21 protein-coding genes are annotated in these 24,250 nt (G+C 49.0%); 9 read left to right on the forward strand and 12 right to left on the reverse strand.

From position 1 onward, the window contains the following. Window positions 1–8: 8 nt before the first annotated feature. Complete coding sequence (gene thrS, locus BUC30_RS02950) at window positions 9–1,946, reverse strand: threonine--tRNA ligase (protein ID WP_073423449.1); 1,938 nt, start codon at window positions 1,944–1,946, stop codon at window positions 9–11. Between the two features lie 125 nt (window positions 1,947–2,071). Then, window positions 2,072–3,016 carry a hypothetical protein gene (locus BUC30_RS02955; protein WP_139260771.1) on the reverse strand — a complete coding sequence of 315 codons (945 nt, stop codon included), beginning with the start codon at window positions 3,014–3,016 and terminating at the stop codon, window positions 2,072–2,074. A gap of 194 nt (window positions 3,017–3,210) precedes the next feature. Between BUC30_RS02955 and BUC30_RS02960 the strand changes: the two genes are divergently transcribed. After that, window positions 3,211–3,702 (forward strand): hypothetical protein, encoded by a 492-nt coding sequence (locus BUC30_RS02960; protein ID WP_073423451.1) that lies wholly within the window; start codon window positions 3,211–3,213, stop codon window positions 3,700–3,702. A 59-nt stretch (window positions 3,703–3,761) separates the two neighbouring features. Then, window positions 3,762–4,496, forward strand: coding sequence for an acid phosphatase (locus BUC30_RS02965; RefSeq protein WP_073423452.1), 735 nt, complete (start codon window positions 3,762–3,764; stop codon window positions 4,494–4,496). 55 nt (window positions 4,497–4,551) lie between these two features. Here BUC30_RS02965 and BUC30_RS02970 read toward each other — a convergent pair whose 3' ends face one another. Beyond that, window positions 4,552–5,487, reverse strand: a complete 936-nt coding sequence (locus BUC30_RS02970) for a bile acid:sodium symporter family protein (RefSeq protein ID WP_073423914.1) — start codon at window positions 5,485–5,487, stop codon at window positions 4,552–4,554. 168 nt (window positions 5,488–5,655) lie between these two features. Here BUC30_RS02970 and BUC30_RS02975 point away from each other — a divergent pair, with 168 nt between their 5' ends. From BUC30_RS02975 to BUC30_RS02985, 3 genes are read left to right on the forward strand one after another with little or no spacing between them, the layout of a single operon-like run. After that, window positions 5,656–6,639, forward strand: coding sequence for an acyltransferase family protein (locus BUC30_RS02975; RefSeq protein WP_073423453.1), 984 nt, complete (start codon window positions 5,656–5,658; stop codon window positions 6,637–6,639). 57 nt (window positions 6,640–6,696) lie between these two features. Beyond that, on the forward strand, window positions 6,697–7,293 hold the full coding sequence (locus BUC30_RS02980; protein ID WP_073423454.1) for a ribonuclease domain-containing protein: 597 nt from the start codon (window positions 6,697–6,699) through the stop codon (window positions 7,291–7,293). Window positions 7,294–7,334: 41 nt separating this feature from the next. Beyond that, window positions 7,335–10,256 carry a glycoside hydrolase family 44 protein gene (locus BUC30_RS02985; protein ID WP_073423455.1) on the forward strand — a complete coding sequence of 974 codons (2,922 nt, stop codon included), beginning with the start codon at window positions 7,335–7,337 and terminating at the stop codon, window positions 10,254–10,256. A 138-nt stretch (window positions 10,257–10,394) separates the two neighbouring features. On the opposite strand, the gene BUC30_RS02990 is transcribed toward BUC30_RS02985, so the two are convergent. After that, window positions 10,395–11,405 carry a hypothetical protein gene (locus BUC30_RS02990; RefSeq protein WP_244536457.1) on the reverse strand — a complete coding sequence of 337 codons (1,011 nt, stop codon included), beginning with the start codon at window positions 11,403–11,405 and terminating at the stop codon, window positions 10,395–10,397. 398 nt (window positions 11,406–11,803) lie between these two features. Here BUC30_RS02990 and BUC30_RS02995 point away from each other — a divergent pair, with 398 nt between their 5' ends. Next, on the forward strand, window positions 11,804–12,655 hold the full coding sequence (locus BUC30_RS02995) for a DUF4423 domain-containing protein (protein ID WP_244536458.1): 852 nt from the start codon (window positions 11,804–11,806) through the stop codon (window positions 12,653–12,655). Continuing rightward, entirely contained in the window at window positions 12,652–14,220 is a 1,569-nt protein-coding gene (locus BUC30_RS03000; protein WP_073423458.1) for a carboxypeptidase-like regulatory domain-containing protein, read from the forward strand. Before BUC30_RS02995 ends, BUC30_RS03000 begins: the two co-directional genes overlap by 4 nt. Window positions 14,221–14,296: 76 nt before the next feature. Here the strand turns inward: BUC30_RS03000 and BUC30_RS03005 are convergent, their stop codons facing one another. From BUC30_RS03005 to BUC30_RS03015, 3 genes are read right to left on the reverse strand one after another with little or no spacing between them, the layout of a single operon-like run. After that, a complete protein-coding gene (locus BUC30_RS03005) occupies window positions 14,297–14,620 on the reverse strand; it encodes a DUF3392 family protein (RefSeq protein ID WP_073423459.1) in 324 nt (107 codons plus the stop codon). A 12-nt stretch (window positions 14,621–14,632) separates the two neighbouring features. After that, complete coding sequence (coaE, locus tag BUC30_RS03010) at window positions 14,633–15,265, reverse strand: dephospho-CoA kinase (protein WP_073423460.1); 633 nt, start codon at window positions 15,263–15,265, stop codon at window positions 14,633–14,635. A gap of 28 nt (window positions 15,266–15,293) precedes the next feature. Continuing rightward, entirely contained in the window at window positions 15,294–16,163 is an 870-nt protein-coding gene (locus BUC30_RS03015; protein WP_073423461.1) for a DMT family transporter, read from the reverse strand. An 86-nt stretch (window positions 16,164–16,249) separates the two neighbouring features. Between BUC30_RS03015 and mscL the strand changes: the two genes are divergently transcribed. Then, the gene (mscL, locus tag BUC30_RS03020) at window positions 16,250–16,699 is read left to right on the forward strand and encodes a large-conductance mechanosensitive channel protein MscL (protein ID WP_073423462.1); all 450 of its coding nucleotides are present in this window, start codon (window positions 16,250–16,252) and stop codon (window positions 16,697–16,699) included. A 275-nt stretch (window positions 16,700–16,974) separates the two neighbouring features. On the opposite strand, the gene recF is transcribed toward mscL, so the two are convergent. From recF to BUC30_RS03040, 4 genes are read right to left on the reverse strand one after another with little or no spacing between them, the layout of a single operon-like run. Continuing rightward, window positions 16,975–18,198 (reverse strand): DNA replication/repair protein RecF, encoded by a 1,224-nt coding sequence (recF, locus tag BUC30_RS03025; protein WP_244536459.1) that lies wholly within the window; start codon window positions 18,196–18,198, stop codon window positions 16,975–16,977. Window positions 18,199–18,206: 8 nt separating this feature from the next. Next, on the reverse strand, window positions 18,207–19,256 hold the full coding sequence (locus BUC30_RS03030; protein ID WP_073423464.1) for a PorV/PorQ family protein: 1,050 nt from the start codon (window positions 19,254–19,256) through the stop codon (window positions 18,207–18,209). Beyond that, on the reverse strand, window positions 19,253–20,866 hold the full coding sequence (locus tag BUC30_RS03035) for a hypothetical protein (RefSeq protein ID WP_244536460.1): 1,614 nt from the start codon (window positions 20,864–20,866) through the stop codon (window positions 19,253–19,255). Before BUC30_RS03035 ends, BUC30_RS03030 begins: the two co-directional genes overlap by 4 nt. Window positions 20,867–20,884: 18 nt before the next feature. Further along, the gene (locus BUC30_RS03040) at window positions 20,885–21,517 is read right to left on the reverse strand and encodes a LolA family protein (RefSeq protein ID WP_073423466.1); all 633 of its coding nucleotides are present in this window, start codon (window positions 21,515–21,517) and stop codon (window positions 20,885–20,887) included. Between the two features lie 163 nt (window positions 21,518–21,680). On the opposite strand from BUC30_RS03040, the gene BUC30_RS03045 reads away from it, so the two are divergent. Then, a complete protein-coding gene (locus BUC30_RS03045) occupies window positions 21,681–22,814 on the forward strand; it encodes a hypothetical protein (RefSeq protein ID WP_073423467.1) in 1,134 nt (377 codons plus the stop codon). A 286-nt stretch (window positions 22,815–23,100) separates the two neighbouring features. Here BUC30_RS03045 and BUC30_RS03050 read toward each other — a convergent pair whose 3' ends face one another. Next, window positions 23,101–24,156: a hypothetical protein gene (locus BUC30_RS03050; protein ID WP_073423468.1), complete on the reverse strand. Its 1,056-nt coding sequence runs from the start codon at window positions 24,154–24,156 to the stop codon at window positions 23,101–23,103. Window positions 24,157–24,250 lie beyond the last annotated feature (94 nt).

A 24,250-nucleotide genomic window follows, 5' to 3' on the forward strand; every position in this document is an offset into this window, starting at 1 on the left:
GTAATCGACTAGCGCACAACCTTGCGGTCATCGGCAGTCATGTCGATGAATGCCTGGACACTCATCTGGCCCTTGTCGCCATCCTTACGCTTACGGACAGAAACAAGCCCTTCTGCAGCTTCCTTTTCGCCTACAATGAGGAGATACGGAACCTTCTGGAGTTCGCACTGGCGGATCTTGTAACCCAGCTTTTCGTTGGATTCGTCGATTTCAGTACGCACGCCGGCAGCCACGAGTTCGTCCTGCACCTTCTTGGCGTAGTCCACGAACTTTTCAGAAATCGGGAGCACGCGAGCCTGCACCGGAGCGAGCCACAGCGGGAAATCGCCCATGAATTCTTCAATCAAAATGCCGAGGAAGCGTTCGATGGAACCGACAGCAGCACGGTGCAACATCACCGGAATGTGCTTCTGGTTGTCCTTGCCGACATATTCAGCACCGAGGCGCTGCGGCAAGTTGAAGTCCACCTGAATCGTACCACACTGCCAATCACGACCGAGGGAGTCCTTCAGCGTGAATTCGAGCTTCGGGCCGTAGAAGGCACCTTCGCCCGGGTTCAGCACGTAGTCAAGACCAGCGAGCTTCGTAGCTTCGGCGAGAGCGGCTTCAGCCTTGTCCCAGATTTCGTCAGAACCCACACGCTTTGCCGGGCGGGTAGAGAACTTCACCTTCACATCGTCAAATCCGAAGTCGTGGTAGATTTCCTTGACCAAGTGGCAGAAGTCAGCCACTTCGCTTGCAATCTGGTCTTCGGTGCAGAAAATATGAGCATCGTCCTGCACAAAGCCACGCACGCGCATAAGGCCGTGCATCGTACCGGCAGGTTCGTAACGATGGCACTTACCGAATTCGGCAAGGCGCATCGGGAGGTCACGCCAGCTACGGAGCTGAGAATTGAAAATCAAAATGTGGCACGGGCAGTTCATCGGCTTCACAGCCATTTCGACATCGCCAGCCATCGTCTTGAACATGTTTTCGTTGTACTTGTCAGCGTGTCCGGACTTGAGCCAAAGAACCTTGTTCACAATTTCCGGAGTGATCACTTCGAGGTAGCCGCGATGGTCGATCTTGCCACGGATGTAATCCTTGAGGGCGTTCACCATCTTGGTGCCCTTCGGGTGCCAGAACACCATGCCAGGAGAATGGTCTTCGATGTGGTAGAGGTCCATTTCCTTGCCGATCTTGCGGTGGTCGCGCTTGGCGGCTTCTTCGAGCAACTTCACGTAAGTTTCGAGACCTTCCTTGTCAGCAAAGCAGGTACCGTAAACACGAGTGAGCTGGTCGCTCTTCTGGTCGCCGTGCCAGTAAGCACCGGAAATCGAAAGCACCTTGAAAGCCTTAAGCTTGCCCGTAGAAGGCACGTGAGGACCGGCACAGAGGTCTTCCCAGTTCTTGCCCGGTTCGCCCGTTACATAAAAACTCAACTTGCCATCCGAACCTTCGCGAGCGAGGGCACGTTCAGCGTTATCGTGCTTGTACTTGTCGCCTTCCGTGCGAGCGAGGCCTTCTTCGGCGCTAACTTCGCAACGAGTGAACGGACGGTCTTCCTTGATGATTTCCTTCATCCGCTTTTCAATCTTCGGGAAGTCTTCTTCCTTGAGCGGAGTCGGTGTCATCAAATCGTAGTAGAAACCCTTGTCGATTGCCGGACCGTAAGCGAGCTTTGTGCCCGGGAACAAGTCGCAGATGGCTTCGGCGAGCACGTGGCTGCAGCTGTGACGGAGGAGCATCAATGCATCCGGATCGTCGTTGCTCGGGGTGATGATGCGGATGGAACCGCTTTCGGTGAGCGGACGGGTAAGGTCCAAAACCTTTTCGCCGAGTTTAACGCCAAGAGCCTTGCGTGCGAGGCCTTCAGAAATGCTCTTTGCAATTTCGAGGCCGGTGGTGCCCGATGCTACGGAACGTACGGAGCCATCGGGGAAGGTAAGTTCGATTTGAGACATAAATAATCCTTTTTGTGGGCGGTTCTCGCCCGGTTCCCCAGAAATACGACATCTGGCGGTGAGGCGTAAGATAGAAAAAGACTATAAGTGTGGCTAGTGGAGCTAGTCCGCAAGGAACCAATAAATCAATGATAAATCCATGTGCTTATGGCTCGAACGTTCAATTCAGAATCCAGCAAGACATAACCATCATTGTTATATCCTTGTGCAAACAGGACAAAAACGGAATCCTTAGTATTCTTTGTTGAAACCTCATAACGATGAAACAAAGCTAGCGACGGAATACACATATAACCCCGAACACCCGTTTCTTCCGATACATTTTTGACAAGCCCATTCTTTACAACAAACAATTCATTAGCCGTACTCGTCATATCACAATATGCCGAATCAATGAGCAGAGTCGTTGAGACTTCGCAAAATGTCATGCCATCCTGAAATGTGTATACAGGTTTTACAACAACATCTTTAGGCGTAGCTGCTCGCATTCCACTATCTAAATCCATCATTCTCTTTTTCTTAAGATACCGTTGGATAATTTCATCCTTAATTTCTTTTGAAACTGAATCGGCTGTCAATTTCGGGAGAATTATTTCGACACGCGTCCCTTTAGGAACTGCCAACAGCGGAGGATAGGTAGGACCATCCCAAGTATATCGAGATTGAAGTGTGGAATCAAATTTAAGTTTGGTTTTTAGGGGCTTTGCTATCGAAACGAAACCAAATTCGCCACCGTATGTAGCTTTTGAAGGTTTTAGAGTTCCTACATTGATATACTTTCCATCAGCATTAATGATTTGCCACGGATTTTTCATAATTTGATGAGAACAGGAGCTTGATTCAGATAAGACATCACTAAAACGACGCCCCTTCACTAGCGAATGGAATTTTTCAAAGAAACAGGACCTTGTCCAGCCGGAATCCTTCCGTACAAACGCCAATCTGATTTCATCCTTAATTAGTTTTTGATAGGAATCTACTTCCACAAACCCAATTGCGGTAAGTTCTTTTGCAGCCGCATAGAACGGCAAAAGTAAAACGAATAGACAAATAAAAAACTTAAACTTCATATTGCATAACATATAAAAGTTACAAGGCTATAGTAAGAGGCTTCGCAAATACGCTCGCCGTTTTACCCAAAATTTGCGGACCTTGTTTTTCTCAAATTTTAATTGTATATTACGTTCAACACCAGAAAGGGTGATGTTATTAGATCGCAATCCGCGCAAGCGGGGCGGTCTTTATTTTTTAAGGGAGCAAAAATATGAACAAAATCAAACTTATCGGAATCAACACAGAGGGATCCATGCGATTGTGGTTTGGGCCAGAAACGAAAATCGGTGTTTTCGCGTCGAGAGACTTTGACGCAGATGATTATCGACTGGAGCAATGGGCCGCAGAAGCGGGACGGTTCCACCAATGTCTCGTGGGCACGTTCCATTCGGATGCGGAACGTCGTATTTTAGACATAGCGCTTGCGAACGGTGCGTTTGCGGTCTGGATTCGCGGGTGCAGCCTCCCCCACATTTATCGTGGAGCCGTGGAAAAAGCGATGGAAAACGACCACTTGCTTACGCTTTCGTGCTTCCACAGAAAGCACCACACAGAAGCGACTGCGCGTTATTGCGTACAATTGGTGTCCATGTGCACGAAAAAGCACACGTTCTTTATGAACGAAAACGATTCGCTGTTGGAGCCTGCTTATCGTAAAGTAGCATGGCATCGCAACACGCAGCTTTTTTACGGACACGATTAGTGCGCATTTCATTACTGTAATAAACGTTCACGCGTTTTCTAAAAATATATCTTTAAAATATGATTACACTTCTCCAAAAATCTGTTTTCGCTCTTGCCATTTGCGGAGCGACTCTCTGCAGTTTCGCAGCAAATGCCAAACCTTACATGAACGCAGACGCTCTCCCGAATGCGCTCAACTTCTACCCTGCGCCGCCGGAAACCACTTCGGTGCAGTTCATGTACGATATTTCGCAGTACATGTGGGGCAAAGCGATGCGAGCGGATTCTGCCCGTGCCGCCCTGGCCGTGGCGCAGGCGGTAGAAACGATCGAGGACATGGCCAAGATGTTCAGCGAACCTTTTGGCATGGAAATTTCGGCAAAGAAGACGCCCGCCATCATGAACATGCTCGAACGCGGAATCCGGACGCTTAAGCAGGTGGGGAGCCTGCCCAAGAGGCATTACATGAGGCGCCGCCCCTATGACCGCTTCAACGAATCGACTCTTGTCCCTGCCGAAGAAGAGCGGCTGAGAACGAATGGCTCCTACCCGTCGGGACATACCGTTCGCGCCTGGTCAATGGCATTGCTCTTGGTCGAGGTGAACCCCGCTGCGCAAGACGCATTGTTGAAGTACGCCTATGAATGGGGACAAAGTCGCGTGATTGCAGGGTTCCATTGGCAAAGCGATGTTGATGCCTCCAAGGTTCTTGTGTCAGCCGCATTTGCAAGCTTGCACAATGACGAGACTTTCCTTGCCGACATGAAAAAGGCTCGCGCCGAGTTCAAGAAGTTATCTGCAAAGAAGAAATAGCCTGCGGAAATTATCCACAGGCATTACATGGAACTAGCTGCAGTACTAGACAGCGCTATTTATCCCAGCGGCGATAAACATTCGCGAGAATCGCACCGGAAATGTTATGCCATACAGAGAATATGGCACCGGGGACTGTCGCCATGGCAAGGCCCGAGAACGCCGTAGCCGCAAGGCTTGTGGCAAGCCCAGAATTCTGCATGCCAATTTCGATGGAAAGCGCTTTAGTTTTGGGCGTAGAGAACTTGAGCATTTTGCCAAGACCAAAGCCGCAGCCGTAACCGAGCAAGTTGTGGAGAATCACCACGGCAAACACGATAGTGCCCGTAGAGAGAATCTTCGCTGCATTGTGCGAAACGACAGCCGCAACAATCATCGCAATAGCAACCACAGAAACGAGCGGCAGAACTTTAATCGCCCGCGCAGTCCATTTGCCAAAGAATTTGTTGATAACAAATCCTAACGCAATCGGCACAAGCACCACCTTCACGATGGAGAGGAACATCGCCATCACATCGACATTCACCGTCGTTCGGAGCAGCAAGTACGTAATCGCCGGAGTCAGCACAGGCGCAAGAAGCGTATTCACGCTCGTCATGCCGACCGAAAGCGCGACATCGCCCTTCGAGAGGTAAGTGATGACGTTACTCGCAGTGCCTCCCGGGCAAGTGCCCACGAGAACCACGCCCGCCATTAAAGCAGCATCGAGTCCAAACGCTTTCGAAAGCAAAAATGCGAGTCCGGGCATCACGATAAATTGCGCCGCGCATCCAATCGTAATTTCTTTCGGTCGCATGAACACCAGCGCAAAATCGCTCAACTTGAGCGTAAGCCCCATGCCAAACATCACGACCATCAAAAGGTAATTCACCCACGAAAGTTGAACCCAAAGAGTCGTGCTTGGAGCAAATAAAGAGAGTGCCGCAACAGCAAGCACCACCACCGCCATCCACTTGCCAATAAATTCACTGATTTTTTCAAAAATTCGCATTGTAAAACACCTTGTCAAAGCAAAAGTCCGAGCCATCCAAGAACTCCAATGAATATAGAATATTTACAGTTTTCACTGGAAAAATTGATATCGCTATTTTAAAAAATCAAGTATATTAATAATGTGAACAGCGTACTTCAATTATTGTCAAAACACAGAAGTGCCATAATGGGCTTTGCCATATTATGGATTATGCTGTTTCATTTGCGAGTCCCTACAGATATAGACTTCATAGATTTCTTCAGGTCCGTCGGTTATGGCGGCGTAGACATTTTCTTATTCTTGTCCGGTTTCGGCCTTTACTATTCTCTATCCAGAAAAAATTTTGATTTAAAGAAATATTATAAGAGCCGTTTTTTCCGCATTCTTCCTGAATTTTGGGTTGTAATAGGCTTTGCCTTTTTGGCGCAAATGGATTTTAGCACTAAGGCTTTTTACCAATTGATATGCAAGGCGACAACACTGGGCTACTGGATCGGATACCGTGACGAATCGTGGTTTATTTCTTGCATTGTATTTTTATACGCAATATTCCCTGTTTACTTTAAGCTATTCAAAAAATACGGATATAAAGCATCCTTCTATTTTATCGGAGCTGGATTTTCTTTAATGTTAATCTACGCATTAACTTGTATTCTTTGCTACAACAACAAGAACTACGGGGGATTCATCATATTAACTTACGCAAGGCTCCCGATATTTTTCATAGGTGCAATTTTTGGCCATTGGGCAAAAGACGGATGCAATATCAGACTCACCAAAAAGCTAAAAGCAATCGGATTGGCAGCCGCGTTTATCGCAACGATTATTTTATTCATATTCCAGACCTATTTTTTCTACGCCTTGCAAACTTGTTCTCTAGCCTATCTCCCCTACATTATCATAACTCCCGTTTTGTGCTTACTTCTTGCAAAATTTTTTGAAAAATTCAAAACAATCGATAAAATATTTACCGTCTTTGGATTAATGTCATTAGAGTTGTATTTGTGCCACATATTTATTTACAAATTATTTTTTGATTTCATAGACTTTTTGGATAAAGATTCTTCGAACATTCTCACCATGCTCATTTCATTTTTTGCGGCATACCTCTTGTACATCGTCAATAAAAAAATCCTGTCAAGAAGAACAAACATTAGAATCAGGCCTTAGCATAGTCCGCTGACAAACAAAGTTCATGTTGTGAAATCGTTTTATTAAATTTAAAGTATGAATCTAAAGAAAATTTTTAAGCTATACCTCACAGCAGCGATCTCTATTTTCGCAGTCGCCTGCACGGTATCCAGCACCGATGATAACGATAAATGCCCTGATTATCGCATTTCCGTTATGTGCTATGCATACGGTCCCAATGATGAATGCGGCAACCCAACATGTGCTCCACAAGATGTCGAAGATAGCATTTTCCGCGTTCAAGACAGCATCTATTACGCAAGCATCTACGAAGCAATCCAAGAATCCGGCAAATACACCACTAAAGATTCCGTAGCCGCCTACTTGTGCAAGTTCGACAAGTTGCCCTCTAATTACGTCAGTAAAGCCGAAGGCCAAAAGCTTTACGAATCCAAGACCGGCAAGACCTTCGAAAAGTGGAATTTCAACCCGTGGACAACAATCGGTGTGATGATTGGCGGAGACTCGTTCAGCAACGACAAATCCATGTTACCCCAAGGTTCCTATCACGAAGCCGATGTCGATTACTCCGCAAACAATCGTGGAACAAAGCGACTTATGTATCAAGGCGGCTGTACAATTTACTACACCGCAAACCATTACGAATCTTATAGCGAAATTAAAATTCATTAAATTATACAAAACAAGCCCTACCCCATTCTTGAGGAGGATAAATGAAATTCAAACAGTTTTTGTGCAGCACGGCATTCGCGATTTCAGCGACATCTGCGCTTGCCGCACAGAACATCATCGAGATTGACGATGCACACCCGGGCGTTGTCATCAACAAGCAAAACATGATGGGCGCAGATCTCGCCATCTGGAATCCGCCTACGCGCTATTACGACATGACGCCCGCCCTCGTCGATGGCGGCTACACGATTTTCCGTTTCCCGAACGGGAGCTTGAGCAATGACTACCACTGGAACGGCGCAGGCAAATACGATAGCACCGGCCTCTGGACACCAAGCGAAGAAAGCTGGGCTCCGGGATTCCTCGGCGAAACAATTTACCGCGGCACGACAAAAGACAACTACGGTTTCATCCGTCGCAGCCACCTTGCCGATGGCGACAAGAGCACTATGTGGTGGGGCGAAATTCTCGATCCAAAAGACCCGCCTTGGATCGTTATTGAATTCCCTGAAAAGAAAGACCTCGATTCCATCATCGTCGAATGGGGCAATCTCCGCCCGAAGTCTTTTGAACTTTCATATTGGACGGACGAATACGCCGAATACCCGGGCGTTCACCAGAATCTCGAAAATAAGTTAAAGAGATGGGGTACCGTCAAGGTCACTAGCGGCGAAACAAAGTACAAGTTCGCCACAACGCGCGCTCGCTATGTAGCGCTCCGCTTCAAGACGACCGACTTGCCGTCTAAAGGCGTGCAAATTCGAGAAATGAAGCTCTATAGCGGTTCTGACGATTTACTCGCCGGGAACGATTACAAGTTCTTCGCGATGTCCACGCGCAACGGCGACAAGCCGCGCACCGACTGGACCAACATCAAATGGCATTTCGAAGAATTCATGACCTACATCAACAAGCTCCCAAAACTTGTCAATGGTCAAAAAGCTCAAGCCGTCATTTGCGTCAACGCAGGCACTGGAACCTCTAAGGAAGCCGCGGCCTGGGTGCGCTACGCAAACAAAGTCAAAAAGTACAACATCAAGCAATGGCAAATCGGCAACGAACTCGATGGCGAATGGGAAGAATCCGGTCCGCTCTCGGCAAGGCAATATGCCGCACGCTTTATCGAATACGCCCGCGCCATGAAAGCTGTTGACCCGAGCATCATCTTGCACGGCCCGCTTCTCAGCACGCACAAGATGCAGCAAAAAGGCGCAGGTCTCATGGATGGCAAATACTGGATGGCAGAATTCCTGCGCATCATCGGCGAAGCCGAAAAGGCCGATGGCAAGCGCTATCTCGATGTCGTTGACCTGCACACGTATCCGTACTGGGCTCCGAACAACTTGAATGCCGCAGACATGCTCAAGGCAAGCCTCGATGTCGCTCACAACGCCGACACGCTCAACGCCTGGATGAACAAGTATCTCGAAGGCAAGCGTCGCGTATTCCTCTCGGAATTCAGCACGTCCGTACAAGGAAGCCAAATCTGGATGGACTACCCGCAGGCGGCCGGCATGGCGAACATTTTTGCACAGTACGCCGTCCGCTTTGGCGACCGTTTCCAGGCTCTCCCGTGGGATGCCTTTGGCAACGTGTTTGAAGGTCCAGACCACACTTGGGGTACTATCAGCATGACCGCTCTCGTCAAGGAAGGTTCCTGGAACCGCTGGGCAAGCCTTGAACCCACCGCCGAATATTACGGTGTCTACATGACGTTCAAGCGATTCCTCGAAAGCGGTTACGCCGTCGTTCCCGTCAAGAGCACTACAGAAGCCATCGTGCCATACGCCATTTGCAAAGGCAACAGCTGCAACGTGCTTCTCGTGAACCTCACCGATACTAAGCAAATTGTGCAGGTTGACCGCAAGAGCGAAAAGAAAAAGCCGAACAACGCACGCGTAGAAGTTGACGTGTTTGGTGCAGAACAATTCAAGTGGATTGGCGACCAGCGCGACGCTTACCCGTACCCGAAAATGGGGCCGAGCGGTCGTCGCATCGAAGGCAAGAACCGCGATATCGAAGTACCGCCATTTGGCACAGTCGTTGTCCGCATGAATCCGGCACAGCAATCCAACGCTCCAGAAATTCTCGCCGCTGCGCTCGAAAAGAAAGTCCTTGTCGTAGGCGATACGCTTGACCTCTTCGTGACCGCTGTGCAAGAAGGCGGTGAACTCGCCGGCGCAGAAATTCAAATCAAGAAATGGGACAAGAACGGTCCGCTCACAGTTCAGGCAAAACCGGATGACGGCAAATGGAATTCTTCCATCGAAAGTTTCCACTTGCAAATTCCGCTCACCGAAAAAGTCTCGATCGGTAATAAGGAAATTAAAGTCACCATCACAGGCAAGAACAAAAAACAGACATCGTTCAACATTCCATTCCGCGTCCGTGGCGCTTACCGCACCACAAGCGTGATGCAGAACTTCGACAACGGTTTAGACAACGTATCGTGGTTCCCGGTCGTGAATGGCGACAACGCCACCTCGATGGACGCCAAGGTCTTTAACGGCAATCCGCCTCTCGGCGGCTACATCCGCCACGATTTCATCGTTGAACAACCGCCTAATCTCGGTTGGCCGAACTACTCTGGCGCCTACTACAACGTGCCGGAAGAAATCAAGAATTCCGTCGGTATCGTTTTCGATTACGCCACATCGCACAACAATCCGCAGGGCTACATCGAACTGCAAATCATGTCGAGCCAGGTCGAAGACTACGACGAATTCATGGTTCGCCTCAAGAATACGCGCGGCAACTGGGTTCGCGATACGCTCATCTGGGAAAACATGAAGCAGGAAGGCTGGGGCAAGACGATTCCGCAACTCGACCCGACCAAAATCAAGAACTTTGCCTTCCGCGCTCGCTACAGCGGCAAGGGATTCATCAACCTCGACAACATCTACTTGCTTGGAGAAAACGGCAAGGAAGTCCCGATGCCAAGAGGCCTGCGCAGACTCCGATAGCATCAGCGATTCGAGACGTGTATGGTGATGCCGGCACAAAGGCCGGCATGACATGAAAAAAAACGCCGTCCTTGCAATAAGCAGGGACGGCGATTTTCATATTATGGATCCTATCGCCTTCGGCTCCAGGATGACTAATTACGCGAGTTCGTTCACGTGCTGAAGCACGAGCTTTTGAGCAGCACCATTGTACAAGACAGCATCATAGTTTTCGCCATTCTTGCCCACGCGCGATTCCGTCACAATACCGTTCTGAGCACCCGATTCCGTCGGTTCAAAGAAAATCTTGCCAAGAGCAGTCTTCTTTTCTTCAAGCATGTTCTGAGCCACAAACCAGTCGCGAATTGCCTTGAAATAAATCTTTTCGACATTCGAATCCTGCGGGAGCAAGTCGTTCAAACGTCTTGCGATTTCGCTGACCGGCACCGGAGATTCATCTGTCGGATAATTCTTGAGCTGTTCTTCGGTCACATGGAATTTTTCTTTACCAATGCGGCCTGTCTCGCCCAATTCTGCACGCGATTTGCGCCTAGCCAAGCGTTCATTCGCCTGGGCAACACATTTATCAATATTATCCAAGATAAACTTCTGGGCATCGGCATTGCACTTCGTGTAAATCGAATGGTGACCACGAATATCGGCTTCGACCTTTGCAAAACCAAGTTCTTCACCACGCGGAGTCGGCAAATTCAAGTCCTTGCCCTTATCGCCTTCTTCCTTCAAAAGGACGCCTTCTCTCGAAAGCACTTCAGCCACGTCTGCATACACAAGCGGCATCATTCCACTTTCTTGCGGGATCAAGTAATTCAAGCGGCGTACAACACCCGATACAGAAACAGGTTCAACAGAAATTTCGAACTTGGACAACATTTCAGGAGTAAAGACAAGTTCTTGCGTCGCTACTTCGCGGACAGGGCGCGGCTTTACAACCTTTTGCGGCTTCGGAGCCACCACCTTTTCGCGGCGTTCCATCACCGGCATAACCTTTTGCTTTAAATAATCAGCCACATAGGTAAGGCATTTGCTAATACGTTCCTGTTTACAAACATCCGTTTCCGGCAAAGCTTCCTCGGTCAGAGGGTTCACACCTTCCGAAAGCTTTCGCAAATACATTTCAGCACGTTCAAGAATCTTAATTTCTGCTGGCATTTTTAACAATCCCTTTTTAATCTTTTTAAGGCTAGAACAATATAACATCTTTTATAAACAAAAAAAGCCAGTGCAGCTCTTAACCGCACCAGCTTTTACGCCTATACACCAAATTTTACTTAAAGCTTAGCCGTAAACAAAGCCAAGAACAATAGCAACCAGTGAAAAAATCACAACTTGCCTTAAAACAACGATGTCTTCTTTCTGCATAGCTACCTCTCTGTTTTTCTGTTCCCTAAATTAAATTTTTAGAGAGCGAACCGTACCGATGTAAGAAAAACATCATTTTTATAGAATTACAACGTGACAATAATCATATTGTCAATTCGTCAATAAAACTTAAAAAAAGACTATCCATGTCCTTTGTAAAAAATCTATTTCTTAATAGAGGGTTCACCATGCTAAACATAGACGAAATTGGCGATTACAGAGATCTACTGAAAAATTTCTTCGTGCAGAAGAAATTGGAATTTCCGCTATTTTCCTATAAGATGATGGGACAAAAACTTGGACTCGAAACGAGCCAGGTTTTCCGTGTATTGAATAAGGAATCCCACCTCCCCGCGCAGAGTATCCCGCTCTCCAAAAAATTGCTCGGGCTCAAAGGCCGCGATGGAGAACTTTTTGAAATTTTGGTAGCGGCATCGCGCACAAAATCCAAAGCAAAAAAAGATAAGCTTTACAAGATGGCACTCGCATTGCAAGACGTGAGCCTCCGCAAACTGAATTCCAACGAAATTTTATTCCTCAGCCGCTGGTGGATACCCGTTGTCCGTTCGATTATCGAAATCAATGGCGGCAAGGCCGATGTCCACACCTTGGTTAAGCAGATTACCCCCGCCGTTTCCGAAGACCAAGTCAAAGAAGCAATACGCGTCTTGAAAGAGCTCAAGATGATTACGCAGCTTGCTTCCGAGCGTTACGCCGTTTCGACCGTCAATTTTACATCGGCAGGGGCAACCAAGGTTACCGCTATTCGCAGTTACCAGAATCAACTGCTTACGCTTGCGCAAAATGCGCTCGTCAACATTCCTCCGAGCGAGCGCAACATTTCATCAGTTCTCGCCTGCGTCGATGACGAATGTCTTGAAGACCTCGTCGAGATGACTTGTGAATTTCGCAGACAAGTTCAAAAACGCGTTGCCGAAGTTGCAGAGCCAAAGAAAGTCATGCAGTTCATTTTCTCGCTGTACCCCGTCGCCGACATTTCTGACAAAGAAACATCTAAAGAAAAAGCGAGGATAGCATGAAAAGATTATTAGCATCTCTATCCTGCATTTTGCTATTCGCCTGCTCCTCGGATAAAAATCTTGCAGGCGCAAGCACCGTTGAAACAGAAAACGCTTGCATCATCAACGTTGTAAACATCGATTCTAAACCGGCTGCCAACGTCGTCGCAAGGATCCGTCCGCTTTGGTACGTGGAAGGAGTTTCCTCGGATTCCGCCGTCACACAAAATAATATACAAGACGCTACATTAGAAATCGCCGCAGATTCACTCGGCAACATCGTCATGGATTCCATCAACTTCGATAAAGGCTACATCGAAATCATTGATGGCAATTCCGGCGTTTTCCAAGCTATTGCCTCTAGCGACTTAAAGAAGAATAAATTAACAACCATGCAAATGGAAGAACTCGGTTCCGTCACCGGCAAGGCAGAACTCCCCGAAGGAACCGACTACGCCTGGGTCCAAATTTACGGCACCGATAAAATCGTAAAGACCAACAAAGACGGCGAATTTACACTCGATTCACTCCCGCCCGCAAGCTACCAGATTCGCGCTATTCTGCCCGATGAACAAGCGACAATTGGCGAAGCCTCCATTACAATTTCAGCCGGAGAAAAAAGCGATGTCCAAACACTCGCAAAGCCAACTCTCGAAAATGAGCAATTGGAACAATGGGCGCATGTCCGCACTATTCCGCTTGATGAAACAATCTCAGATTGGATGAAACCCATCGCAGAAACTACCGTTGTCTTTGTGCGATTAAACGAAACAAACTTCGACTTTAGCGAAGCCATGGACAACGGAAACGACATCCGATTCACCGACCAAAGCGGGAACCGACTCGCATTCAAGCGAGCTTTCTGGAACAGCACCACTCCAGACACTCCGCAGTCCGCAGAATTCCAAATCCGCATCGACGGCTCATCAAGCGTTGAAAACCTCGAAATGTACTGGGGCAAGACCGCCGCACTCGACGCAAGTGCAAACAACGATATCTGGGCAAGCCTCCCCGACTCGCTCGTAAAAGCCATCCATTCCATCACGCTGATTGACTTCGAAAATCAAAAACTCGAATCCGCATTTGACTACGGCGACGGTCCGCGCGAATGGTACTTCCATCCACAAGACACAAACGTCACGACAACGCCCTCAAGCGAAAACATCCAGGACGCCTTTGAATCCAGCAAGGAACGTGGCGGCTACGTTTTCCATTGGAAGAGCACCTCCAAGACAAGAGGCAAATGGTCGATGATCGGCTCACGCATCAACCGCAATCCATCAAGTCTCGAGGGCATCGATTCCATCGCATTCTACGCCAAAGGCAAGGGCGAGCTCGGTTTTGCGGTAGAAGTTCTCAACGAGCCGACCGGAAAAACAAAGTATGTGGACTATCTCGATTCCACCTGGAAACGCTTCAGCTTTACGCCAAGCGATTTTGTCGAAGGCGATGGCGAGTTCGGGAATATGGGATGGGATTTCGTCAAGCCGCGCGTCACGACATTCACCATCTGGATTGTAGACGAAAGCGAAATGTGGATTGACGACGTTATTTTATACGGAGTAAACCGCGATAATTTTAATTAGCTATTAGTCATCAGTCATTAGTTAATAGTTATTGATTGAATCTAACGACTATTGACCATTGACTATTGACTAAGTATCAGATATCTTTCCCGCTTTTGGCGAGGAACGCAAGCAAAATAAAACAGCCTGCGACCACCCCAATCAAAGGCAAGTCCGAAAGTTCGCGCAATACCATGCGCAAAAGGCGCACCATCTGTGAGCTTGCAAACGCATACCCGACACTGCACAGCACCACGAACAGCACAAAGCGCCCAATGAACGGGATGCTTTTCGTGATGCGCTTGAAATAGTTATTGATGCAGGCGCCATAGAGCATCAAAAGCGTTGCAATCAGCCCGACCGAAATTGAATTCAAATGGGCTCTCAAAAAATTCGCGAACTGGTGAATATAAGGTTGCATAATTCCAATAAATTAGTGTAAGTCTCTTAGCAGTTCATCAAGCTGCTGTTCCACGTGCAATTTATCGCCATCGTTCATAACCGTGCGAATCCGCTTGCCCGGGAAAAGTTCTGGTGCGCAGGCGCCACGCTGATTTTCAATACGGCGTTTAGCATCGCTTTCGCTGAGTCCACGCAGCACCAGGCGTTCCAAGCGAACGCATTCAGGCGCATCGACAATCCAGATTTCGTCAAGCATTTTCACGAGCTCTGGCGCACGCGAGAAAAGCGCAGCCTCCACGAACCGGCACTTGTCCGCGACTCTCGTCAACTGCGTGGCACTTTCACTAGAAGAGTCCGCGGCCTCCCCTGTAAAAAATTCCGCCACGGCACGGTTCAAGTACGGGTAAACAATCTGCTCCAACTTCACGCGTGCATTAGCATCCGCAAAAACTCGGTCTGCAATCAGCGCGCTATTCACGCCCGTCGGCGTCAAGCATTCTTCGCCAAAGTACGCCGCCATTTCAGCGCGCAGCCCCGCCGAATCGCGGTAAAGTTCATGCACTTTGCGGTCAGCATCAAGCACCTGGAAATTACGTGCACGCAGCAAGGCCCCGACAAAGGACTTGCCTGCACCTATCGAACCCGTAATTCCAATCTTCAGCATAACGCCACTACTCCGCGACCATTAAAAATCAACGTCCGAGCGAAATCAGGCACAAGCCAATGACCACGCCCAACATCGCAAAAAACTTCGTCTTGCTCTTGCGTTCCTTGAATATAAGAATTCCCGCCAAGAAGCTGATGAACACACTCGAACGACGCAGCACCGTAATGATCGAAATCAACGCATCCGAATCGCTCACCGCCAAAAAATAGCAACGGTCTGCAACAATCAACAGCGCCGCCACCGCCAAGAACGACCAACGGAACTGAAACGGAGTCGTCTTTTTACGCGTCGGGTACCACGTGAACATCGTCGTCAAGAACTGCACCACGCACATGTAAATGCTGAACCAGACCTGAACCGTCAACGGTTCAAAATTCATGCGCTGCAAAATCAGCTTATCGTAAATGCCGCTGCAAGCCGCCAAAATCGTCCCGAGGAGCATCGCCACGACCCAGCCGTTGCTAAAGAAATGCCCCATTTCCTTGCGACCCGCAAGCGAGAGCCCGATGTACGAACAAACGCAAACCGCAATACCGATCCACTGCATCACCTGCGGACGCTCACCCAGGAATCCGACTGCAATCATGATTGTAAACAAAGGAGCAAGTGCACGAATCGTCGTCGAGATGCTGAGCGGCATATGCGCAATCGCGCTGTACGTGAAAAGCCAGCTCCCGCCGACAATCACCGACTTGACCATCAAAAACAGGTGGTCATGCAAAGTCAGCGGCTCGCAATGCCCGGACAAAAGTACCGGCAACATCAAAAGCGCATAAAAAACGCTGCAGAGCAAAAGTACCGGACGGACAGCGTTATCCTGAACCGATTTCTTCTTAGCCAAGTCGTAAAAGCCAAGAAAAACCGCCGAAGCAAAAGCCAATATTAACCATGACATAACGCGCCAAATTTAAAAAATACCGCCCAATCTTTAAAGACTTTGCTATTATTTAATAAGAAACCAATCATAAAGGGGACTCAAAAATGAGCATTAAAAATAAAGCAGCTTCACTCATTGAAGAATTCAAGGCATTTGCCTTCAAGGGTAACATCGTCGACATGGCCATCGGTATCATCATCGGTGCCGCCTTCGGTAAAATCGTTAACTCCTTCGTGAACGACATCGTGATGCCGCTCGTCACCGCCATCATCACCAAGTGCGGTGGCCAGGATGCAGGTGAAGGCCTCAAGACTCTCGCCTACAAGACCGCTGAAGGCGTGACCATTCCGTACGGCAACTTCGTTGGCGAAATCCTGAACTTCCTCATCGTCGCATTCGCCGTCTTCCTCATGATGAAGAAATTCCTCGGTTTCATGCAGAACATGCGCAAGAAGAAAGAAGCTGAAGCAGCCGCAGCTCCGGCAGCACCTCCGGCACCGAGCGCCGAAGAAAAGCTCCTCACCGAAATTCGGGACTTGCTCAAGAATAAATAATATAAAGGGGGAAGCCTCCCCCTGATTGCAGCCTCGGCTGAATCCGAGTCTTCCATCACCCTCTCTAGCGGGGACAACTGCGTAAGGCGAACAAAACAGGGCTGCTTGCAGACCTACTTTTGAGCCTAGCAGTTGGGACTTTGTCCCCACCCCGCAACGCCCCGATGCAAAAGACGCGCAACCCAGTTGCGCGTTTTTTTTATTGTCACCCCGCACTTGTTGCGGGGTCGCCATCTCGTAATACGAAAAAAATTCTAATGACTACCAACCATTAACTAAATCTTCAATTCAATCATTGAGTCCGCTTTAAACGGCAAATCTTCCGCCTGCGGCGTCGCAATCACCACCTGACATTCTTTCTCGCGAATGAGCGAAGCGACTGCATCACGGCGGTTCACATCAAGCTCGGCGAAAATATCGTCCAAAAGCAAAATCGGCTTTGTCAAGTAGCGCGACGCCACATCAACCGCCGCAAATCGCATCGCAACAGCAGCCGAACGGCATTGCCCCTGCGACCCGACAGAACGCATCTCGTAACCTGACGCACACAGAGCCAAGTCGTCACGGTGCGGCCCCGCCATTGTCATTCCCTGCAAGCGTTCCACAAATTCCAAATCCGCTAGTTTTCGCGCAAACGCATTCCGCAGCATTTCCTCGCTCACGAGATCCGAGCCGTCCGCCGCACTCCCGGCGACATTCCCAGAACCATCCGCAAAACATTCCGCGCACTCCCCGCTAGCATTCATCGCACCCGCCGGAAATTCGTCCATCATCTCATCGGATAGCGGGTCCGCCGCATCGAGCGCATCCAGCGTCTTGAGAATCGAGCTCTTGTAAGCGCAAGTGATTTCATCCACCCCGCCCGAAAGCTTGCGATAGTACCGCGTAATAATTTCCGAGACTTCTTTCGAGAGCGCCATTCGCGCCGCCCAAAGTTTGGCACCAAGATCTATAAGCTGTTGCGTCAGTACCCGGAACAAGTCTTCGCCACCGACCGCAGAGCCCTTCTGCTTAAATTCCTTGAGCCACTTGTTACGCTGTTGCAGCACGCGCTTGTAATTGCGCAACACCAAAGAATTTGCTGACGAACGGAAACAGAGAATTTCATCGAGCCAACGCCTGCGCACATCAGGCCCGCCACGCAAAAGCTCAATATCCGAAGGCTGCATAATCACCGCCGGGCACGTCCCGAAAAACGCTGTCGGTGACTTAAGCGTTTCACCGTTTTCACGAACCTCGCTCCCGCGAGAAAACACGCGAAGCGCTCGCTTCCGCTCGCGCCCCTCATCTTCAAATTCACCGCGCAGAATCAGTTCGTTCTGCTTCCATGTAATCAGTTCACGCAAATCACGCGACCGAAACGAGAATCCCTGCGCAAGCAAATAAATCGACTCCAAAATCGTCGTCTTGCCGCAGCCATTCGGTCCGCAAATCACATTGATGTGAGCATCGAAGTTGCAGTCCATCGATTCTAGACTGCGCACCTTCGAAATGAACACTTTAGAGATCAAGGAATGTATCCCCGCAAGCCAAGACTGAACGGAGACCAAATTCCCGCACTCGTTTCGTAAAGGAACGCATAGTTCACTTCAATCGGGAACCTTCTCCTACCCACGCGAATTTCAAACTTGTAGCCAGCACCGAGCATCCAGTTCAAATCGTCCATACCCACGCGGAACGTCGCATTAGGAATAGCCTCGCATTCAAAACCGACGCGACCAGTCCAAACATGAAGCTGCGGGTCAAAAGCCAAAAGCGTATCGGCAACCTGGTAGTCAATCGCTTCCATCCAAGCATAAACAGGCTTGCCCATAATCTTAGAACGGTAGCCAAGACCTATCTGCAACACCTTCGGGCGCACGCCTTCCGTCGAGCTCAATGTATTATCACGGCTCGGGTTTTTCGTCCATTTTGCAGACAAGTTCTTACTAAAGCTCAAGTTGCGAATAACCACAGAAGAAGACCACTTTTCGTTCCACTGGCGGAACCAAGCCAAGTTAATCGTCACCGGGCTGCGGAAGGAATCTTCCATCTCGATGCCTTCGAAATATTGAGCCACATCCAAATTATCATAGCTCATCGAAAGCGAAAGACCGAAAGCATCCTGTCGTGTGGCACGGTAGGCAAAGCCTAAGTAGAACATCGAGAAGAACGGTTTCGCCGTACCCATCGTTTCGTCGTCATCGTCAATCACTTTAAAATCGCGGTCACCGCGGTAAAGCATGGCAAAACCGACACCCATGCGCTTACCGACCTTACCTTCAACGCCAAAGGCGCCACCCAGACGGTCCAAGTCACGCTTTTCAACGTTCAACGTGTATCCAATATCCTCGCGGAAACCAAGCAAAGCAGGGTTCCAGAAAGCGCCCGGCATAGAAGCCGTATCCGCAGAACCCGTATTGCCACGGCCCAGTTCACGGACACCGCCACCCATACGTTCGACAAAGCCATCAAAACCGCCAAGCTCAGACTTTTTCGTAAAGCCAAGCGCCATCGCCGAAGAGGCAAACGCACCCACAGCCAAAGCTGTAACTACAAGATTCTTAAACTTAATCATCTGAAGTTACCTCCGAGCGTCATAGCCTTGCCCCAGCCAATGTGACCGTGATTATCCTTCACCCTGATGTAGTAAACGCCCATCGTGCAATCCTTGCCATGGTCATCTCGACCATCCCAAACGTCTTCTTTCGGATTCGTGCTGCGCGAAGCATCGGCATTGCGCACCGCATCCTTCACAATCGTACGCACCTTGCGCATATCGTAGCTGAACACTTCAATCGTAATTTTTGATTCACGACCCACTTTGTACGAAACAAGCGCTTCGCTGCCCGGCGTAATCACAGAAGGCACCATACGGATGCTTCCGAGATTATTGTTCAGCTTTGCACGGTTCAGCACCACACTCCATGTTGCACCGGAGTCCGCCGACACAGACACACCGTTTCCGCGAGTCGCAATGGCAAGTCCCATACGATCCTTCGTAAGCGGGAAAGTACACATCGACATGATAATCGCCTTGCGGTCCGTAGCTCCCGTTTCATAGCCATAAAGCCACTGGAGCTTTCCATCGTCGTCCTGTTCCCAAGCATGCACACCAAGCGAATCCAGCTTGAGGTAACCGCTAATCGAACCACCTACGGCACGTACCAGTACAAAAGCATTCTTGCCCAAGAAAGCGACATCGCCAACCGTATAATCGGCTTCGTCATAGATATCCTTCTTTTGCACCTTGCCTGCCGTATCGAGGAAATTTACCTTGGAAAAGTCAGTAGCCTTTTCACCATACATGCGCCAAAGTCCGCCCACCACATTATCGTCTTTTTTGTAAGCCGTTTCTGCAATAATCTGGAGCGGTTCACCACCCATCCAAAGCCCCGTCACACGGGAATCCTTGAGGTTCTTCGAAACATTCTTGAGTCCGTCCGAAGACTTGACCCAAATGCCCTTAGCCGTTGCAAGCCAAAGGTCACCAGTTTCCGGGTGCACACGCACATCGAAAATTTCAGGATTATTCTTCAAATCCAGTTCGGCATTATCCTTGAGCCTTTCAAGCTTATTCGTCTTTAGGTTCAGAACAAACGTCGTATCCTTGGCGCCAGTCTTGCCAGACACATCGTACACCATCAAGCCCAAAGCGCCACGGGCAGCCCAAAGGCGTTTTGCCGAAGCATCATAAGCAAAACCGCTGATAGCATACTGCATCGGCTTATCCAAGTCATCTGCCGCAGACGGGACATCAACCGGAGTTTCAACAATGTTCTTCAAGTCACGAACAGAATAAAAGCCCGCCGGTATCAAGTAGCGGTTATTCTTGTCCATTCCAAACATCGGGAGCACAAGCCCAAGCTTTGAATCCGCATAAACAGCGGGTAAGCGCCTACGTTCAGCAAGGTCGTCTTCAAGGATGGCATCCGACACAGCCGTCAACGTATCCGATTCGACTTGAGCCTTATCCGTAGATTCGGTCATCACAGTCCCATTGCTCGTCACCTTAAACTTCAGCAATGTCAAGCCGCTATAAGAATAGTCCCACGAAAAAGCCCACAAAGCTCCGGTTTCACCCGAAGGCGCCACCGCGTGCACATAGTTGCTAAATAGCGTTTCGCCCGCAAGAGCATTTGTACACAACGCACCTCCCATAAGGAGGCCCGCCATAAATTTTTTCATCAAGCCCTTTTTCACAAGCTACCTCATATCGATTTCGTCAACGCCCGCAACAGGCTTGTACTTGAAATCATCGTTAGAAACATTCTTGACCACTTTCATGTCGATAATGCCGTACCAAGTCGCATTCCCTGCGGGGTCTTCCGTAAAGAGGCGCACCGGGGAATAATCACTCTTGGAAAGCCAAACTTCCATCTTGGTAAACTGCCCCGCATATTTCGACGGGTCGAGCTTCAAAATCCAAAGCTTTTTACCAGCAAATTCGCCCTCGCCCATTTCGAGCGCCTTGCAGTTCAAATATTTGAACAAAAGTTCCGATGGATGGAGTGAACTCGACAGGTCTTCCACCGCCTTGATGAGCACCTGCTTCTGGTCCACATTCCACTGCCAAAGGCTCTCGCCATCACTATAAAACTTTATTCCCGAAAGATCCAACTTGAACTTGTCGCCCTCGGCAACAACGAGACTACCCGACTGGGTTCTGATATCCGGAGAATCCGCCTGATAAAGTTGAGCCCTAAAACTGAGGCTCCAGGCACGCCCCGACTTGAACCAAGCCTTGGACTTGTCCAAAACCTGATCCGCCGTCAACGCAAAAACACCTTGCACCAAGGCAAGCGATAAAAAAACAAAAAAACGGGAGGAGAATTTCATATCCACCTATATTAAAGACTCTATCAAATTTACAAAACTCAATCCATCAAGGCGTAACAAATTCGTATTTTTAAGGGAAGATGGAGCCAAACATTGGTCTTGCGATAAAGATATTTCTATCTTTTGCACGTAAAAACCAAATTTTCTTTTTTGGAAGGATTGTATGCGTAAACTCATTTTGCCGATTGCCCTTGCCGCTACCGGTTTTGCCATGGCTGCAGACATCGAAATTCATGGAAATGTCGATTTTGACTTCGGTAGCTACTTCGACAGAGATTTTGACCCGACAAACGCCGCAAACCAGGACATCGACTTGTCCGTGACGGCAAACCTCGACGAAAACGTTTCTGTAACCGTTTTCACAAACACCAAGAGCAACATCACGAACTCCGACCAGGCATCAGAAATCCGCCATGGTCTCCCGCGTTCGACCTCCATTACTAGCGACAAAGACCGCTACACCGCCTTCAACTTCGACGGCGTGGAACTCCGCTGGAAGCCGTTCCAGGACGTAAGCTTCGTATTCGGTGACTTGACCTACAACGCAGGTACATTTAACTATTACTTCTGGCGTGACCCGAGCCGCTATGCCGTGATTTCTCGCGACCAGACCGTTCGTGGTTTCGGTGTCGAAGTTGGCAACAACAAGTTTGGCGACGGTAAGTTCTACATCGGCGCAACCGACGACAGCAAGGCAGCAATCGCTGTGTTCGGTACTTACGCCCTCAAGCTCTTGAACCGCCCGGACGAACACCTGACCATTACCCCGAGCGTGGACTGGGTCTTCGGTTCTGAAGTCGGTCGTGGTTACACCTACTTCTTCGGTACTGAACTCGACTACTCCAAGAGTCTCGACATCCTCAACTACAGCATCTATGCCGTCTACGGTCTCCACCCGTACAAAGGCGACGCCGTCCACTCCTTCCTCGTTGAACCGAGCTTGAACTACAACATCTTCAACTTGGGCTTCAGCTACTTCTATGCAATCGTCAACAAGGATGACGGCTACAAGGCAGCAGACCAGATCTTCACGGATGACCAGATGCTCTTCGCTATTGAACCGAGCTTCAACATCACAAAGAAGTTCGCTCTCGGCGTTAGCTTCGAATACCATGATCCGGATGCCGAAGTCAGCAAGGACGAATTCAAGTTCCTCGGCATGAACTTCTACCTCTACCCGACGCTCAACACGAATGTCACGTTCTGGTTCGGCTACAACTTCAGCAAGGACAAGAACCCGGTCGTCGGCGAAGCTACCAAGTTCTCCCTCGGCATGAGCGCCCACGCAGATTTCTAATCAGTGGTTAGTCAATAGTCATTGGTTATTGGTCAATAGCTATTAGACGATTGTAATTAGTCCCCCGGCAATGCGGCCGGGGATTTTTTTATTGTATGGATTCCCTCCCTTCGGTCGAGGATGAAAGAAAGACATAACAGCTTTTTGCAACTGTCATGCCGGCCGGAGCCAGCCCCGGACATGTTCCGGGGTGCCGGCATCACCACGTCGTAAAAGGTGACAACAAAAAAAGACCCGCCGCGCATCCGCGGCGAGCCCCAAAATAGTCTTTAAATTCCGTTACGAATTAGTGACCGAGGTACTTACGACCAATGCCGTACTGGTCCTTGTATTCGATGTAGTCCGGAACAAAGCCACTCGGGTAAGAGAAGCTGACGTTCACAGAGCACTGGAATTCGTTCATCAACTTGCCCTTGCCCTTGAACTTCTTCTGCTTCTTTTCAATCTTTTCGTCACCCTTCTTGCCTACGAGAACTTCGGCTTCGCACCAACCCGTGTTACCCTTGGCATAGACTTCCTTGCCTTCGGTAGAAACAAGCTTGATCTGAGACGGGTCGAGTTCAGTGTTGTTACCCGTAGAAGCCCAGAACTGGAGTTCGCAAGAGAAACCATTCTTGGACTGCTTCATAGTCGGGAGAGCCATCACGTAGCCCCACTTGTCCACGCGCTGCTTGCCACTCAAGTCCGGAACGTTTTCGCCGAAGATGAGGAAGTAACCGCGAGTGACCTTGCGGCTCTTGTTCAAAGCATTCTGGATTTCCTGATTCGTCGGAGCCATTTCAGCCATGCGGAGGAGCAAGTATTCCTTCACGACCGGATCGTCTTCGCCCAAAGCTTCCTGCAAGTTGCGAGCGACATAGAGCTTTTCGGTTTCTTCACGGATGCTCTTGATAGCAGATTCTGCAACGTGGCGGGTCTTTGCGACAGATTCAGCAGAGTCAATCTTTGCAAAAGCGTTGATAATCGTAGCGTAGTCAACACCTTCCTGTGCAGCCTGGCGCTTACCGATTTCACCGAGCGTCTTGACATATTCTTCAACGGTTGCGTCTTCCTTGACCTTACCGATGTTGGATGCAGCCTTTTCAAAGTAGTTGCTGATAAGATCGCTGCTCAAGTCCTTCTTGGATTCCATATCACCTGCACGCACGAGAGCGAGTGTGAAGTTGTCAAAGAATTCATCGGACATTTTGCCCTTCTTCTTTGCCTCAAGATAAGAGTTGATAGCATTGCGGAAACGGCCTTCCTTAAGGTGTTCGTCGCCGCGCTTTTCGTTAGTACCCTTACAGCCAGTCATCGTCAAGGCGACGGCAGTAGCCAAAGCAGCAATGAAAATCTTCTTCATTTTGTATCCTTCAGATGAAGTTTTAATAAAAAATATTGAAAAGGACTATTTATCAGGTTAAAAAGTAAAATACACCCTTTCAGTTGAAATTTAA

Source organism: Fibrobacter sp. UWB7 (genome assembly GCF_900142945.1).
In the GTDB taxonomy this organism is placed as follows: Bacteria; Fibrobacterota; Fibrobacteria; order Fibrobacterales; family Fibrobacteraceae; genus Fibrobacter.

What these genes read in the sequence shown, in the direction of transcription:
- thrS (WP_073423449.1), bottom strand. Translation starts at nt 1,946, where the DNA reads ATGTCTCAAATCGAACTTACCTTCCCCGATGGCTCCGTACGTTCCGTA.
- BUC30_RS02955 (WP_139260771.1), bottom strand. Translation starts at nt 3,016, where the DNA reads ATGAAGTTTAAGTTTTTTATTTGTCTATTCGTTTTACTTTTGCCGTTC.
- BUC30_RS02960 (WP_073423451.1), top strand. Translation starts at nt 3,211, where the DNA reads ATGAACAAAATCAAACTTATCGGAATCAACACAGAGGGATCCATGCGA.
- BUC30_RS02965 (WP_073423452.1), top strand. Translation starts at nt 3,762, where the DNA reads ATGATTACACTTCTCCAAAAATCTGTTTTCGCTCTTGCCATTTGCGGA.
- BUC30_RS02970 (WP_073423914.1), bottom strand. Translation starts at nt 5,487, where the DNA reads ATGCGAATTTTTGAAAAAATCAGTGAATTTATTGGCAAGTGGATGGCG.
- BUC30_RS02975 (WP_073423453.1), top strand. Translation starts at nt 5,656, where the DNA reads ATGGGCTTTGCCATATTATGGATTATGCTGTTTCATTTGCGAGTCCCT.
- BUC30_RS02980 (WP_073423454.1), top strand. Translation starts at nt 6,697, where the DNA reads ATGAATCTAAAGAAAATTTTTAAGCTATACCTCACAGCAGCGATCTCT.
- BUC30_RS02985 (WP_073423455.1), top strand. Translation starts at nt 7,335, where the DNA reads ATGAAATTCAAACAGTTTTTGTGCAGCACGGCATTCGCGATTTCAGCG.
- BUC30_RS02990 (WP_244536457.1), bottom strand. Translation starts at nt 11,405, where the DNA reads ATGCCAGCAGAAATTAAGATTCTTGAACGTGCTGAAATGTATTTGCGA.
- BUC30_RS02995 (WP_244536458.1), top strand. Translation starts at nt 11,804, where the DNA reads ATGCTAAACATAGACGAAATTGGCGATTACAGAGATCTACTGAAAAAT.
- BUC30_RS03000 (WP_073423458.1), top strand. Translation starts at nt 12,652, where the DNA reads ATGAAAAGATTATTAGCATCTCTATCCTGCATTTTGCTATTCGCCTGC.
- BUC30_RS03005 (WP_073423459.1), bottom strand. Translation starts at nt 14,620, where the DNA reads ATGCAACCTTATATTCACCAGTTCGCGAATTTTTTGAGAGCCCATTTG.
- coaE (WP_073423460.1), bottom strand. Translation starts at nt 15,265, where the DNA reads ATGCTGAAGATTGGAATTACGGGTTCGATAGGTGCAGGCAAGTCCTTT.
- BUC30_RS03015 (WP_073423461.1), bottom strand. Translation starts at nt 16,163, where the DNA reads ATGTCATGGTTAATATTGGCTTTTGCTTCGGCGGTTTTTCTTGGCTTT.
- mscL (WP_073423462.1), top strand. Translation starts at nt 16,250, where the DNA reads ATGAGCATTAAAAATAAAGCAGCTTCACTCATTGAAGAATTCAAGGCA.
- BUC30_RS03030 (WP_073423464.1), bottom strand. Translation starts at nt 19,256, where the DNA reads ATGATTAAGTTTAAGAATCTTGTAGTTACAGCTTTGGCTGTGGGTGCG.
- BUC30_RS03035 (WP_244536460.1), bottom strand. Translation starts at nt 20,866, where the DNA reads ATGAAAAAATTTATGGCGGGCCTCCTTATGGGAGGTGCGTTGTGTACA.
- BUC30_RS03040 (WP_073423466.1), bottom strand. Translation starts at nt 21,517, where the DNA reads ATGAAATTCTCCTCCCGTTTTTTTGTTTTTTTATCGCTTGCCTTGGTG.
- BUC30_RS03045 (WP_073423467.1), top strand. Translation starts at nt 21,681, where the DNA reads ATGCGTAAACTCATTTTGCCGATTGCCCTTGCCGCTACCGGTTTTGCC.
- BUC30_RS03050 (WP_073423468.1), bottom strand. Translation starts at nt 24,156, where the DNA reads ATGAAGAAGATTTTCATTGCTGCTTTGGCTACTGCCGTCGCCTTGACG.